The sequence below is a fragment of the Mycobacterium pseudoshottsii JCM 15466 genome (genome assembly GCF_003584745.1).
GTDB classification, from domain to species: domain Bacteria; phylum Actinomycetota; class Actinomycetes; order Mycobacteriales; family Mycobacteriaceae; genus Mycobacterium; species Mycobacterium marinum.
Genome location: NZ_AP018410.1, coordinates 522824 through 536313 on the forward strand (window position 1 = coordinate 522824; position 13490 = coordinate 536313).

Sequence of the window (13490 nt, forward strand, 5' to 3'; positions counted from 1 at the left end):
CACGACGGCATGGGACGGGTAGACGGAAAGGTTGCACTCATCAGCGGCGGCGCCCGGGGCATGGGCGCTTCACATGCGCGACTGCTGGTGCAAGAAGGCGCCAAGGTGGTGATCGGCGACATCCTCGACGAGGAGGGTAAGGCGCTGGCCGAGGAGATCGGGGACGCGGCGCGCTATGTGCACCTTGATGTCACCCAACCCGACCAGTGGGAGGCCGCGGTCGCGACGGCCGTCGACGAGTTCGGCAAGCTCGACGTGCTGGTCAACAACGCCGGGATCGTCGCGCTCGGGCAACTCAAGAAGTTCGATCTCGGCAAGTGGCAGAAGGTGATTGACGTCAACTTGACCGGGACGTTCCTAGGCATGCGGGCGGCGGTCGAGCCCATGACCGCTGCCGGTTCAGGCTCGATCATCAATGTGTCGTCGATCGAGGGCCTGCGCGGCGCTCCGGCGGTACACCCCTATGTCGCGTCCAAGTGGGCGGTGCGCGGCTTGACCAAGTCGGCGGCCCTGGAGTTGGCGCCGCTGAACATCCGGGTGAACTCGATTCACCCCGGCTTCATTCGGACGCCGATGACGGCCAACCTGCCCGACGACATGGTCACCATTCCGCTGGGGCGACCGGCGGAGTCCCGTGAGGTGTCGCCCTTCGTCGTGTTCCTGGCCAGTGACGATGCGTCCTACGCGACCGGTAGCGAATTTGTGATGGATGGGGGCCTGGTCACCGACGTGCCGCACAAGCAGTTTTAGCACTTGCTATAACCACGAGCATGCTGCGCAGTCTCGCGAATGTGGTTGGTTCCAGTCATGTCCTCACCGATCCGGACGTATTGGCCGGCCGCAGCGTCGACCACACCGGCCGCTATCGGGGCCGGGCCAGCGCGCTGGTGCGCCCGGCTTCGGCCGATCAGGTGGCCGAGGTGCTGCGGGTGTGCCGGGATGCCGGGGCGCACGTCACCGTGCAGGGCGGCCGCACCTCGCTGGTCGCCGGGACCGTGCCCGAACACGACGACGTGCTGTTGTCCACCGAACGGATTTGCGACGTCGCCGATGTCGACACCCTCGAGCGCCGAGTCGCGGTGGGCGCGGGGGCGACTCTGGCGGCGGTGCAGCGCGCCGCGACCGCGGCCGGACTGGTGTTCGGTGTGGATCTGTCGGCGCGGGAGTCCGCGACCGTCGGCGGGATGGCATCCACCAACGCCGGCGGGCTGCGGACGGTCCGCTACGGCAACATGGGCGAGCAGGTCGTCGGCCTGGACGTGGCGTTGCCCGACGGTTCGGTGTTACGCCGGCACAGCCTGGTGCGCAGCGACAACACCGGCTATGACCTGCCGGCGCTATTCGTGGGAGCCGAGGGAACTCTCGGTGTCATCACCGCGCTGGACCTGCGGCTGCACCCCACCCCGTCGCACCGGCTGACCGCGGTCTGCGGCTTCGCCGACCTCGAGGCACTCGTCGATGCCGGCCGGGTGTTTCGTGATGTCGGCGGGATTGCGGCACTGGAACTGATCGACGGCCGGGCCGCGGCGCTGACCCGCGAGCATCTCGGGGTGCCGGCTCCGGTGCCGGGGGACTGGCTGCTATTGGTGGAACTGGCCGCCGACCACGACCAAACCGAGCGGCTGGCCTATCTGCTCGACGGCGTACGGTTGTGCGGTGATCCGGCGGTGGGCGTGGATGTTGCTGCGCAGCAACGGTTGTGGCGCATCCGGGAATCCTTGGCCGAGGTGTTGGGTGTATGTGGTCCGCCGCTGAAGTTCGACGTTTCGCTGCCCCTGGCGGCGATCAGCGAATTTGCCGCCGCAGCGGCGACGTTGGTCGCGGCGCACGTGCCCGAGGCGATTCCGCTGCTGTTCGGCCACATCGGCGGGGGCAACCTGCATTTGAATCTGCTGCGCTGCCCGGTGCCGCGCGAGCCGGCGCTGTACCAGGAGATGATGTCGCTCATCGCGCAGTGCGGCGGCAATGTCAGCTCGGAGCACGGAATCGGCAGCCGCAAGCGACCGTATCTGCAGATGTCCCGCGAGGACACCGACATCGCGGTGATGCGGGCCGTCAAGGCGGCGCTGGACCCGACCGGCTACCTCAACCCCGCGGTGCTGTTCGATTGATTCCGTTCAGCCGCCCTTGAGGCCGACGGCATGGCGCAGCTGGGCGAGGAACTGGTCGGCGTCATCGCTTCGAACAATGTAGTGCGAGATGGCAATTCGGATCGCTGTTGCCGCCTTGACGGCGGCGTTGGGGCCGGGCAACAACCGCTGCAGCCCTTCGCGCATTTCCGGGATCACACCCGACATCTGGGAGATGACGAGCTCCGGTTCGATGTCGACCATCCGCACGCCCGAGTAGGAATATTGGTAGTCGACGATGAATCGTAAAGCGGCGTCGAGCTTGTCGACGCCCTTCAATCCGGCGGTGGCCTTGCTCAAGCCGCTTTCGAAGACCTGGCGCTCATAGCGTGAAAACGTGGCGAGCAACTCTTCTTTGGAGGCGAACCAGCGGTAGAGCGTGGGGCGCGATACGCCCGCCTGGGCGGCGACTTCGGAGAGGCTGAGCTTGGTCTTGCCGCTGCGCGCCAGCACTTCGGCGGTGGCCGCGAGGATGCGCTGACGCGTCGACGTGTCGCCGTCAGTGGTGTCGATTGCCCCAAACGCCTGGCTCATGTCTGAAACCTTACGAAAGATCCGCGGGTGTCACCGATTTTGGCGCTGCTTTCCAACATCATCGGGCCCGCCGGCGCACCAGGACCGATTGCGCGATGGTGCCGACCGCACCTTGCTGGTCGAACAGGGTGCCCGCCGCCGTGCCGATTCCGTCGGGTCCGTAGCTGGTTTCGGCACGAATGCCGATCCAATCCCCGGCCGGGATCCGGAACACGTGCACGGCCAGGTCGGTGTTGAGGAAGGTCCACTTGGTGATATCCAGCTTGCTGCCGATGCCGTTGGCGCAGTCCGCCACCGCGAACAGCCGTTCTAGCGGCGTCATGGTCTCGCCGTTGACCAGATCCACGGTCGGCTTGATCCAGCATTCACCCGGGCCCGGGGTCATCGGCTCGGTGAGCCAGCGCCAGTCCAGGCTGTGCACGTAGTTGCGGTCCCAACTCATCGGCGCCAGCTTGCGGTTGCGGGCCTCGGCGAGCGGGCGGGGCGGCTGTTCGGCCGCGTGGCGGAGTTCTTGGGTGTCCAACTGGGCTAGTCGCCATCCGCTGGCGCGGGCCACCGCCCGGGGCCGGCCATCGGGGCCTGGCGCGGCCAGCTCGGCGCTGACCAACTCGATCTGCTTGCCGCCGCGTTCGATCCGCGAACTCACCCAAAGGTCGCCGTCGGCCGGCACCGCTCCGATCAAGTCGACGACCACCCGGCTCAGCCGGGTGTCTTCACGCCAGGCGCATCGCTGCAGCGCTCGGACCAGCAGCGCCGACACCGGAGCGCCGTGTTGGATCGAGGCCGACCAGGTGCCGCGCACCAGGTCGGTCGCGGCAAACTTCTCGCCCAGCGCATCGGCGTCATCGATCAGCTCGTAATAGGAGTCGGTCATATCACCACTCTTCCGTGTTGGGGCCGGGGCCGGGGCCGGTCAAGGCAGGCCGGCGCCGGGGGTGGCCACGGTGACGGCATCCAGCTGGGAAAGCCGGGTGCCGATCAGCCGCTTGGGATACGCGTCGGTGCTGGACAGCAGGAACAACGTGCGGCGTCCGGGCCCGCCCAATGCGCATGCGATGGCAACCCGATCACCCATGTCGATGCGGTCGGTCACCACCCCGCCCGCGACGATCCGCTCGAATTGGTGAGCCAGCGTCATGGCCGCCCAGACCGCGCCCTCGGCGTCGAGGGCGATGCCGTCGGGGGGCCCGTCCAGGCCCGCGGCGAAGACCCGGCGGTCGTTGAGCGCGCCGTCGGCGCTGACGGTGAATGCGCTGAGCCGGCGGCCGACCGACTCGGCGACGATGAGCGTGTCGTGGTCGGGGGTAATGACCATCCCGTTGGGGAAGTCGAGGTCCTCGGCGACGACCTGTGCGCTGTTGTCGGTATCGAGCCGGATGATCACGCCGCCCGAGAAGGACTGGCACCCGATATAGGCGCGCCCCGCACGGTCGATCACCATGTCGCCGAGGTCGGCGGGTGCCAAGTCGCGCAGATCGGCGACCGTGACCACGGTGTCGCCGTCGTAGCGCAGGACCAGCCGGTCGTGCGCCGACGCAATCAACAGTGTCCCGTCGGGCCGGAACCCCAGCCCGCAAGGGGAGTGGCCGGGCAGCGGCAGGGTGGTCAGCGAGCCGTGCATGTCCGAGGTGTGTACGGCCTCGCCCAGCATGTCGGAGAACCAGAGCAGCCCCTCGAACCAGCGCGGCCCCTCGCCGAAACAGAAGCCGCGAGCCAGCGGGCTTACCTCTCGACGCGTGCCGTTACAAATCACGGCAAAAGTGTCATGCGCTTCGGGTGCCGCTGTCAACGCGGGGCGACCCGGCGTCCGTGCTTCACAAACAATGTCCAAAATGTCACGCTGAGCCGGGAGCTGACAGCGAGGTGAGCGCATGACCACAGATTCTGAACAGGCCCAGTGGTCAGTCGATGGCCTGCTCGAACTTTTCCAGGTGCGCGCCGAGGGGGTCGATCGGTTCACCGCCGACACTGGAATCGCCGGCCACGACGGGCGGCAGGTGGTGGAAGGCACCCAAGTGGTCGCGCAGGCCATCATGGCCGTGGCGAGCCGGTTCGAGGGCAAGTCGGTGCGCTCGGCGCACGCCGTTTTCTGCCGCGCCGTCATCGTCGGCCCGCCGCTCGAACTGGTCCTCGACGTAGTCTATGAAGGCCGATCGACGGCCACCGCGATCGTCGCGGCCAATCAGAACGGCAAGCGCTGCTTGACCGTGACGGTGCTGGCCGACATCCCCACCGGGGATGTGATCAAGCATCACCTGCCGCGCCCACCGGTGGTTGCGCCCGCCGACGCCAACGTTTCGGAAATGCCGATGGCCGGCCGGCAGTTGCGGCTCGTCGATGTCGTCGACGTCAACAGTCCCGACGAGGTGGGGCCGCCGGAACTGTATGCGTGGCTGCACTACGAACCAATTCCGGACCGCGACGACCTGGCCAAGGCGCTGATCGCGTATTTCACCGGCCACCTTGGGATTTCAACCACCATGCGGGCGCATCCGGGCATCGGCACCAGCCAAGCCCATCTGAGCGTGTCGACCGCGCCGATGACGATCTCGGTCGCTTTCCATGAACCCGTGCGCTGGGACGGTTGGTTGCTCTACAGCCACGAGAGCACTCAGGTCGGCGCGGGAATGTCCTATGTGCGCGGCACGGTGCACACCGAACAGGGCGCCCTCATCGCCTCGTTCGCCCAGGAGGCGCTGATCCGGCCGCTTCGTACCAGTGACACCTCGATCGATGCCCGGTCGCGGTTCTAGCGGCGGGAATATCGTTGCGCTTCATCATCACCCACCCGATGCACAGTCATCCGTACCACCCCGAACTCGCCTCCGGCGCCGGCGTCGCGGCCGTCGCGGCGGCGGCCGAGCGGGCCGGCTTTCACGGCTTCGGCTTCACCGACCACCCGGCACCGTCGCAGCGCTGGCTCGAGGCGGGAGGCCACGACTCGCTGGATCCCTTTGTCGCACTGGGCTTTGCGGCGGCACAAACGACGTCACTGCGCTTGATTCCCAACATCGTCGTCTTGCCGTATCGCAACCCGTTTGTGGTGGCGAAGTCCGCTGCCACGCTGGACCTACTGTCGGGTGGTCGGTTCATCCTCGCGGTCGGCGTGGGTTATCTCAAGCGGGAGTTCGCGGCGCTGGGTGTGGACCATGCCGAACGCGCCGAGCTGTTCGACGAGGCACTGCAGGTGATCCGGGCGGTCTGGACCAGCGACGACATATCCTTTGAGGGACGCCATTTCAGCGCGCGGGGAATCACCGCCCACCCCCGCCCGGCCAGCAATCCCTACCCGCCCATCTGGGTGGGCGGTAACACGGCGGCAGCGCGCCGACGCGTCGCCGTCCACGGGGACGGCTGGTGTCCTTTCCCTGCGCCGGCACCGCTGGTGCAGACGGCGGGCACTGCGGCCATCGACTCGCCGCCGGTATCGACGATTTGCGGCGCAAATGTGACGCGGCGGGCCGGGACTTCTCCGCGATCGATGTCACCTTCACCAACTTCGACGGCGGCGGTCCGGCAAGCGCGGACTTCAATGCCGACGCCTACCTGGGCGGTTTGGAAAAGCTGGCGACGCTCGGGGTGACGTGGGTGCACGTCGGTCTGCCCGGTGACGGCCTTGCGCACGCGCTGGAATGTATCGACCGATTTCGCGTCCAGGTGATCGAAGCGGCCTGAGCCTGGCGCCCCGATGTGCCGGCTACCTTGCTGGCAACTCCGCGGTGACCTGCACGGCCCCTTCGTCGAAGCTCAAGAACCCTTTGATCGGAACGCTTTCCGGCGGCGGATCTTCGTAACTCCAGGCGATGTCAGGGGCGACCATGTCGCCGACGACGGCCGACCAGTAGGTCGCCACGCCCTTGTAGTTGCAGTAGCTGGAGGTCTGTGACCTCACCAGCAGGTCGGTGCGTACCTGCGCGGGCGTCACATACAGACGTGGTTGCAGCGAAGTTTCGAACACGATCACCGTGTCCTGGGTGTTCACCAGCGTGGTGCCGGCCAGCTCGACGTGCAGCTGCCGCGTGGTCGGGCGGCAGTCGACGCGGTGGTAGGGATTCGGCGGGTAGTGCACGAGTCGGCGGCCCTCTTCGAGCCACATGTCGACGGCATCCCACCGAACATGGACGAAGCCGGGTGCGGCGGTCTCGGGCTGAGTCGGTAGGTCAGTGATCTCGTCGGTGGGAAACACGTAGCGCAGCGGGTGGCCCCGTCGGTGCACCATCAGCGCGCGCTCGGTGTCGATTACCAGGCGCCCATTGCGAAATGCCTGGATAAGCCGAGGATGTGGCTCGACGTATACCAAACCATCGGGCACCGGCGGGCAGAAGCGCCCGGCCGGATGCGTGCTGAGCGGGCCATGCCCGGCCGCCAGGCTCATGACGTTCCTCCTAGATCGGCGGCCCGTAACGCGGCCACGGTCTGCAGGTCGTGCAAGGTCGCGACTGTCAGGTCCAGGCCGGTGAGCGCGATGTCTGCGGCCTGCATGCCGCCCAGGCCGGCCACGATCGTGGTTGCGACATAGGCGTAGGCGGCGGCTTGTCGATAGCGCAGCCATAGCTCTTCGCGGTCCAGCTCCGGTCCGCCGGCGGCGGCCAATGCACGGCGGTAGACGCCGAGCAGTTCGCGCTCGGTGACCCGACGGTCGGTGGTGGTCATGCCGGTGATCAGCGTGTAAGCGAGATCGCGGGCGGGGTGGCCGAGCCGGACCGCCTGCCAGTCGAGCAGACCCGCCGCGAGCGGGCCGCCCGATGAGCGGAAATACCAATTACCCGGGTGCGCGTCGCCGTGCAGCACGGTGTGTGGCGGTGCGTCGATGAGTCCGGTGATCGCCCGGTAGTGCTCGAAGACAAAGTCGCGACCTGGCAGGAGCGCCGCGGCGTGCCCGCCCAACCTGCGCCACGAGGCCCGCAGCATGGTGGGAACCAGCGGCACGCTCGGATCACGCGAGGCCGCATACAGCCATCCAAATGGTCGGACACCGCCGTGATTGAGCCGTACCCAGTACGTCGCGTGCAGGCGGGCAAGCAGTTCGACCACCAGGGCGGCCTGATCGTTGTCGAACGGATGCAGCGTGTCCGAGAAATCGCATGTCCCTTCGGCGGGAGCTGCCAAGTCTTCCAGGACAAGCACGAATCGGCCGGTCAGCGGATCGAACGCGCAGCCGTATGCCGTTGGGGCGTCGGGCGCTAACTCGGGGGACAGGTCGCGGTAGAAACCCACCTCGGTCTCGGCCAGCCGGCCCAGCTCGCCGATAAATCTGGTCGCGGCCGTAGCCGCCGCCATCTTGACGAACACCGACTCGGGAACGTCGTTGCCGCTCAGCGCTAGTCGGGCCCGCGACGTCGTCCCACTGCTGTCATCGAGCACCGACACCGAGGACACCCTGCGCCCCATGATTTCCGACAACGCCGGCGGATCCAGGTCGTGGATGCGGCGGGGGAATGCTCTGGCGTTGCGCAGCACGGCGCCGGTTGCCACCCGGCCGAGGCCACGGCCGAGATGAGTGGCTAGGCGAGCCAGCGCGATCACCCTGTTCTCCGGCAAGGCACCACCCCTACATTACAAATGTTGTAAACAGTGTAAATGCAGGGCCTGGGTGCCGATGCGGGCGCGATGCCGCGTACCTACCGGAGTAGGAAGGAGCCATGGCGGGACCGGTGGAAGGCATCAAGGTTGTCGAGCTCGGGGTCTGGGTCGCGGCGCCGGCCGCGGCCGCCATTCTGGCCGACTGGGGTGCCGACGTGATCAAGATAGAACCGCCGGCCGGCGATCCGGGCCGGCTGTTCGGCCGGATGCTGGGCTGCGATCTCGGGATGAACCCGCCGTTCGAGATGGACAACCGCTGCAAGCGCAGCGTCGTGCTGGACCTGTCCACCGACACCGGCCGCGAGCTTGCGTACGAATTGCTCTCCGACGCTGATGTTTTCATCACCAACGTGCGCCCGGCGGCGTTGCGACGGCTGGGGCTCGACTTCGCTGCGGTGTCCGATCGCAACCCACGCCTCGTCTACGGGCTCATCACCGGGTACGGAGAGACCGGGCCCGACGCCGATCGCGCCGCCTATGATGTGGCGGCCTTCTGGTCGCGCGGTGGCCTCGCGCATCTGCTCACCCGGCCCGGGGACACGCCGCCGTTTCAGCGCGGCGGCATGGGGGACCACACGACCGGCTTGACCTTGGCCGCCGCCGTCTGTGCCGCGCTGCTGGCGCGGGAGCGGACCGGGACGGGCCAGTTGGTGAGCACATCGCTGTATCGCCAGGGGGCCTACACCGTCAGGGCTCCGGCGTTGTTGATTAGCAGGCTTGTGAGCTGGGGAATTGTGGATTGAGGAGGTCTAGGCGGCGGTTGGCGGTCAAAGCGGTGATCCGGCAGGCTTCGGCGATGTTGTCGGCGCCGTTGAGGCGGTGCAGATTGATCGCGGTGTTGCGTAGCGTTGCTAGGACCTGTGCGCCGTTTCCGGTATGTGCCCTTTGACGGTCTTCGTCGAAGGTGACGTCGCGTATCCAGTGCAGGCTGTTCTCGATTCCCCAGTGTTGACGCATCCAGGTCATGATCGCGGTAGGGCGGGCGTGCTCGAACGGCAGGCTGCAGATGGCATAGACCACCTCCACGCTGCGCTGGTCGGTGGCGGTGATCAAGCGTTCACGAGTGATCCGGATGATTTGTTTTGCGTAGGGGAAGCCGATTCCTCGTGCAGCGGTGATGATTTGCAGGGTGCGGGTCTCGACACGGCCGTGGCCGCGGGAGTCGTCGGTAGCGGCTGTGGGCACCTCGGCCCAGGGCAGCGCGGTGATACGCGCAAGTATTTTGGCTTGGTTGGACTTGACGATCATCAGGTAGTGCGACTTCAAGGTGGCGCAGATCAACTTCGCGGTGACGACCTGGGTATGCATCGCATCCACGGTGACCAGCCACCGCAAGCTACCCGGCAGCAGCGTGAGCAGGGCACGTACGCAGGGAATTTCATTGCTTTTCTCGGCGACAGCGAGTTGACCGAGCACCAATCGGGCACGGTGGGCGAACACCGACACGAGATGCGTGGCTGTCGCTTTGGCGCGTAAAGCACCACGCAGCATCTTGCCGTCCAACGCGATCGGCACCAATCCACTGGGGTCGCTGCTGGCCACGTGTGCAGTGAAGTAACTGCCCATCCTGGCGTTGAGGTCGGCGGGGTCTAGCCGAGACAAAACAGCGCGGAAGGTCTTCTCACTGGGCCGCCGGAACCGGACCCCTAATTGGGCCAACACATCATCGGGAGCGGTGGCCGCCCATGTGGCAAAACCAGCATAGCCGCGCATCCCCGCGGCAGTGGCCAGAACCGCGATCGCCAACAAAGCCATCAGCGAATACCTCCGACCGCGTGGGTCCCTCGGGTCTGGCACCGAGGCCAACACATCGAGAAACTCCGATCCGATGAGCTCGCTGCGCTCACCAGGACTCCAGCGGTCGAACACCTCTGGAACCGACGACACAGGCAATACTGAAACGGTAGGCACGGGCAACTCCAGACCAACGACGAACAGTAACCAACTCGATCGTTCTCCAGATAGCCCGTGCCTACACTCCGGCCCCAATAGCGCGGCACCAAAGATCATCAACCCAGCTCACAAGCCTGCTAATCAACAACGCCGGAGCCCTGCCTACACCGTGAGCTTTGACCTCAACACCTACCTGCTCACCGGTCAGCAGATCGCAATCGGACAACGTGAATCAATGGGCAACCCGTGCATGAACAACTACACCGCCGGCGACGGGCGACGATTCTGGATCGTCGGACTGGAGATCGACCGGCACTGGCCCGCCCTGTGTCGCGTCGTTGAACGCCCCGACTGGCTGGCCGATCCGCGCTACGGCGATGCGCGCGGGCGTGCGACCAACGCGGTAGAGCTCATCGCGCAACTGGACCAGATCTTCGCGACCAGGTCTCTCGCCGAGTGGACCGAGATCTTCGACGCTGAACCGGATTTCTTCTGGTCGCCGATCAACAGCCTCGAAGACATCGTCGCCGACGAGCAGTTCCATGCCGCTGGCGGCATCGTTGACGTGCCGGACGGGGCCTCGAGTGTGCCGATGGTGGCAACCCCCGCCGACTTTCACGGCACACCATGCACGCCACGTTCGGTGGCGCCGCAGCTCGGTCAGCACACCGACCAAGTGCTGGGTGAACTGGCGGCGCGCCGCAAGTCCTGACCGCGCGCGAGCCTTTACAAAATTTCCCGAAAGTGTCACGCTGTCCGATGAGGGGCGGGCGGCTCGGTGTGGCGGGCGGCCCATGGCAAACGCGGCAGTCCGCGCGGGTCCGGCTGTGGTCCCGTGCAAGAGGGATGGATCGATGCTCACTCCAACTTTGGACCTCGGCGCCACGGCGGACAGGGGCACGCTACGACGAACCGGTGCCGACGACGACGGCCTGCACTATCGGGTCGAGGTCGTGGCCGCCAGCGTCATCGACGTAGTTCAGGCGGCTGGAGGCTGGCTGTGCGACCGGGTGATGGCCGGCTGGCAGGTGCGAGTGCTGGTGCCCGGCGGCGACGATATCCGGCCGCTGCAGATCCTCGGGGCAACCGCGATGGACCTGGAAGCGGGTCTGACCGGCCGCGCTCCGATGGGCCACAGCCTGGCCGTCGGCGCCGCCGCCTTTGCCGCCGATGAGCGAGTGCGCGCGAAGCTAACCGAAGCCCTGCAGTGCCGGTGGACCGAAGTTGCGCTGTGGGGTCAGGGGTGGCCGCTGGGGGTCGATCGCGCGATCGCCCCGGTGCAACACGTGCTCAGTGCCGCGGCACTGGCGTTCAAAAGGCAGGCGCTAACGGCGGCCGGAATTCCTTACGGCTGTGTTGTTTCCGTCGAGCAGCTACTCGCCGACACGGCGTGGTCGGGCTAGCCGGGGAACCCGGTGAACCCGAGGAACCTGAGGGTCGATGAAAAAATATTACGGGCATACGCTGCTGTATCTGCACGAGACGATCAAGCTGGGATCCGGGCGAAGCGACCGCTTCACCGAACTGTTTGTCCAAGTCTGTCAGCCGATGATGGAGGAGCTTGGCGCCCGGCTGTTCGCGATCTGGGAGTCCACCCCCTACAACGGCCGCTGGCCAGAGGTGACGATCATCTGGGAGATAGATGGCTTCGCCGACTATTCCAGGATTGGTGCCGCACAGGCCAAAGGCGGCAGCCAGGAGGCCGCGGCCGGGAAGTGGGCCGCATTCCTGGCGGACATCGGAGCGCGTGGCGAGGGGCGGATCATGTACCCGGGTCCGGCCAACAAGACCCTGGCACAGCTACGCGCATCCAATTTCACTGCCCCGCTGGTGATTCAAGAGATCATGCAAACCAAGCCGGGCCGCCAAGATGACTACATCCGAGAACTGGAGCGACTCTATGTGCCCTGGTCGGAGCGCACGGGCAAACACTGGCTCGGCTCCTTCACCACGACGTTTCGCTACAACGAGGTCATCCACTACTGGGCGCTGGAAGGCGGCTGGGAGTGCTTTGCCAACCACTACCCGTCCTGGAAGGAGAGCCCGCCCGCCGAGATCGTCACATGGATGAGCGTGGCCCCGGCGCTGCGTGACGGCTGGGAAGACTCCATTCTGCAGTCCCTACCGCCTTCGCCGCTGCAGTGAACTTCAGCTACGATCCTTTCGGCGCCCGGGTGATGGCCGACCCGTTGCCCTACTATCGCGTCCTGCGCGACCAACAACCGGTGTACTACCTGCCGCAATGGGATACCTTCGCGATCTCGCGCTTCGACGACATCTGGCGGGTACTGGAAGTCAACGACGGAACGTTCGTCGCGTCGGAGGGGACGTTGCCGGCCGCGTCGGTGCTGGCCCGGCACAATAGCGGCCCGGTGGACGACCCGCCGTGGCATCCGCTGCCGTTTCATGCGGTCTTCGACGCACCGTTGTACGGCGAGATCCGCCGCGCGCACCCCCCACCGCTTCGGCCCAAGTCCGTGGCCGGGCTCGAAGCCAGAATCCGCGAGCTAGCCAACGAACGACTCAACCGGCTGCTGCCGCAAGGCTCATTCGACCTCACCCAAGACTACGGCGGTGTGGTGGTGGCCAGCATCGTATGCGAACTACTGGGAATGCCAGCCTCTTTGGCGCCAGAGGTGCTTGCCGCCGTCAATGCGGGCAGCCTCACCGAACCTGGCGTCGGCGTCGACACCGCCGAGACTCGGCCCAACTATCTGGAGTTCCTGGTCCCGGTCGTGCGGCAGCGCCGGGCGGATCCGACCGGGGAGCTTCCGGTTGTTGACGGCCTGCTGCGCTACCGATTGCCCGACGGCAGTTCGCTCGACGACACCGAGGTTGCCACCCAGATGCTCTGCATCTTCATCGGGGGAACCGAGACCGTGCCCAAGATCGTGGCGCACGGGCTGTGGGAGCTCAGCCGGCGTCCCGACCAGTTGGCGGCGGTGCGCACCGACCCGCAGTCCAACGTGAACGTCGCGCGCGAGGAGATGATCCGCTCTTGTGCCCCCGCACAATGGTTTGCCCGAACCGCACGCAAGCCGTTCACCATAGGCGACCAAACCATCGAGCCGGGCCAGCGCGTCATCACGCTGCTGGCTTCGGCCAACCGCGACGAGCGTGAGTACCCGGATCCCGACGAGTTCATCTGGGATCGGCCGATCCGGCGCTCCCTGGCGTTCGGCCGTGGTCAGCACTTCTGCATCGGGTATCACCTGGCCAGGCTCGAAATCTCGGTACTACTGCAGGAATGGTTCCGGCGGGTGCCCGAATTCCAGATCTGCGCAGCGCAGGCCACCCGATTGCCATCCAGCTTCCAGTGGGGATGGAACAAGATCCCGGTGGAGGTTTGAC

12 protein-coding genes and 3 pseudogenes are annotated in these 13490 nt (G+C 66.3%); 9 read left to right on the forward strand and 6 right to left on the reverse strand.

The genetic code is table 11. The features are described 5' to 3' along the window. The first annotated feature begins 9 nt into the window (after positions 1-9). Both MPSD_RS02440 and MPSD_RS02445 read left to right on the forward strand, forming a co-directional pair. Positions 10-750, forward strand: a complete 741-nt coding sequence (locus MPSD_RS02440; RefSeq protein ID WP_020785108.1) for a glucose 1-dehydrogenase — start codon at positions 10-12, stop codon at positions 748-750. A 20-nt stretch (positions 751-770) separates the two neighbouring features. Next, positions 771-2111 (forward strand): FAD-binding oxidoreductase, encoded by a 1341-nt coding sequence (locus MPSD_RS02445; RefSeq protein ID WP_020785107.1) that lies wholly within the window; start codon positions 771-773, stop codon positions 2109-2111. Positions 2112-2117: 6 nt separating this feature from the next. On the opposite strand, the gene MPSD_RS02450 is transcribed toward MPSD_RS02445, so the two are convergent. Genes MPSD_RS02450 through MPSD_RS02460 form a run of 3 tightly spaced genes read right to left on the reverse strand, consistent with a single transcriptional unit; the run spans position 2118 to position 4413 of the window. Beyond that, positions 2118-2663, reverse strand: a complete 546-nt coding sequence (locus tag MPSD_RS02450; protein ID WP_012392368.1) for a TetR/AcrR family transcriptional regulator — start codon at positions 2661-2663, stop codon at positions 2118-2120. A 58-nt stretch (positions 2664-2721) separates the two neighbouring features. Beyond that, entirely contained in the window at positions 2722-3537 is an 816-nt protein-coding gene (locus MPSD_RS02455; RefSeq protein ID WP_012392369.1) for a thioesterase family protein, read from the reverse strand. A gap of 39 nt (positions 3538-3576) precedes the next feature. Then, positions 3577-4413, reverse strand: a complete 837-nt coding sequence (locus tag MPSD_RS02460; RefSeq protein WP_051153749.1) for an SMP-30/gluconolactonase/LRE family protein — start codon at positions 4411-4413, stop codon at positions 3577-3579. Positions 4414-4534: 121 nt separating this feature from the next. On the opposite strand from MPSD_RS02460, the gene MPSD_RS02465 reads away from it, so the two are divergent. Together MPSD_RS02465 and MPSD_RS02470 are read left to right on the forward strand one after the other, a co-directional pair. Next, positions 4535-5416: an acyl-CoA thioesterase gene (locus MPSD_RS02465; RefSeq protein WP_020785105.1), complete on the forward strand. Its 882-nt coding sequence runs from the start codon at positions 4535-4537 to the stop codon at positions 5414-5416. A 14-nt stretch (positions 5417-5430) separates the two neighbouring features. After that, positions 5431-6338, forward strand: a pseudogene (locus MPSD_RS02470) (LLM class F420-dependent oxidoreductase). A gap of 22 nt (positions 6339-6360) precedes the next feature. Here MPSD_RS02470 and MPSD_RS02475 read toward each other — a convergent pair. Continuing rightward, positions 6361-7038: a DUF427 domain-containing protein gene (locus MPSD_RS02475; RefSeq protein ID WP_020785102.1), complete on the reverse strand. Its 678-nt coding sequence runs from the start codon at positions 7036-7038 to the stop codon at positions 6361-6363. Continuing rightward, a complete protein-coding gene (locus MPSD_RS02480; protein ID WP_086085802.1) occupies positions 7035-8189 on the reverse strand; it encodes a phosphotransferase in 1155 nt (384 codons plus the stop codon). Before MPSD_RS02480 ends, MPSD_RS02475 begins: the two co-directional genes overlap by 4 nt. Positions 8190-8305: 116 nt before the next feature. Between MPSD_RS02480 and MPSD_RS02485 the strand changes: the two are divergent. After that, a pseudogene (locus MPSD_RS02485) lies at positions 8306-8935 on the forward strand (CoA transferase); the annotation flags it as partial. A 19-nt stretch (positions 8936-8954) separates the two neighbouring features. Here the strand turns inward: MPSD_RS02485 and MPSD_RS02490 are convergent. Further along, entirely contained in the window at positions 8955-10157 is a 1203-nt protein-coding gene (locus MPSD_RS02490) for an ISAs1-like element IS2404/ISMul1 family transposase (RefSeq protein WP_420811857.1), read from the reverse strand. Positions 10158-10290: 133 nt separating this feature from the next. On the opposite strand from MPSD_RS02490, the pseudogene MPSD_RS02500 reads away from it, so the two are divergent. The 4 genes and pseudogenes from MPSD_RS02500 to MPSD_RS02515 form a co-directional block, all read left to right on the forward strand. Then, positions 10291-10851: pseudogene (locus MPSD_RS02500) on the forward strand (CoA transferase); the annotation flags it as partial. Between the two features lie 142 nt (positions 10852-10993). After that, the gene (locus MPSD_RS02505) at positions 10994-11542 is read left to right on the forward strand and encodes a hypothetical protein (RefSeq protein WP_015354165.1); all 549 of its coding nucleotides are present in this window, start codon (positions 10994-10996) and stop codon (positions 11540-11542) included. 37 nt (positions 11543-11579) lie between these two features. Continuing rightward, positions 11580-12284: a hypothetical protein gene (locus tag MPSD_RS02510; RefSeq protein ID WP_012392377.1), complete on the forward strand. Its 705-nt coding sequence runs from the start codon at positions 11580-11582 to the stop codon at positions 12282-12284. Next, positions 12281-13489 (forward strand): cytochrome P450, encoded by a 1209-nt coding sequence (locus MPSD_RS02515; protein ID WP_086085819.1) that lies wholly within the window; start codon positions 12281-12283, stop codon positions 13487-13489. Before MPSD_RS02510 ends, MPSD_RS02515 begins: the two co-directional genes overlap by 4 nt. Position 13490 lies beyond the last annotated feature (1 nt).

What these genes read in the sequence shown, in the direction of transcription:
- MPSD_RS02440 (WP_020785108.1), top strand. Translation starts at nt 10, where the DNA reads ATGGGACGGGTAGACGGAAAGGTTGCACTCATCAGCGGCGGCGCCCGG.
- MPSD_RS02445 (WP_020785107.1), top strand. Translation starts at nt 771, where the DNA reads ATGCTGCGCAGTCTCGCGAATGTGGTTGGTTCCAGTCATGTCCTCACC.
- MPSD_RS02450 (WP_012392368.1), bottom strand. Translation starts at nt 2,663, where the DNA reads ATGAGCCAGGCGTTTGGGGCAATCGACACCACTGACGGCGACACGTCG.
- MPSD_RS02455 (WP_012392369.1), bottom strand. Translation starts at nt 3,537, where the DNA reads ATGACCGACTCCTATTACGAGCTGATCGATGACGCCGATGCGCTGGGC.
- MPSD_RS02465 (WP_020785105.1), top strand. Translation starts at nt 4,535, where the DNA reads ATGACCACAGATTCTGAACAGGCCCAGTGGTCAGTCGATGGCCTGCTC.
- MPSD_RS02475 (WP_020785102.1), bottom strand. Translation starts at nt 7,038, where the DNA reads ATGAGCCTGGCGGCCGGGCATGGCCCGCTCAGCACGCATCCGGCCGGG.
- MPSD_RS02505 (WP_015354165.1), top strand. Translation starts at nt 10,994, where the DNA reads ATGCTCACTCCAACTTTGGACCTCGGCGCCACGGCGGACAGGGGCACG.
- MPSD_RS02510 (WP_012392377.1), top strand. Translation starts at nt 11,580, where the DNA reads ATGAAAAAATATTACGGGCATACGCTGCTGTATCTGCACGAGACGATC.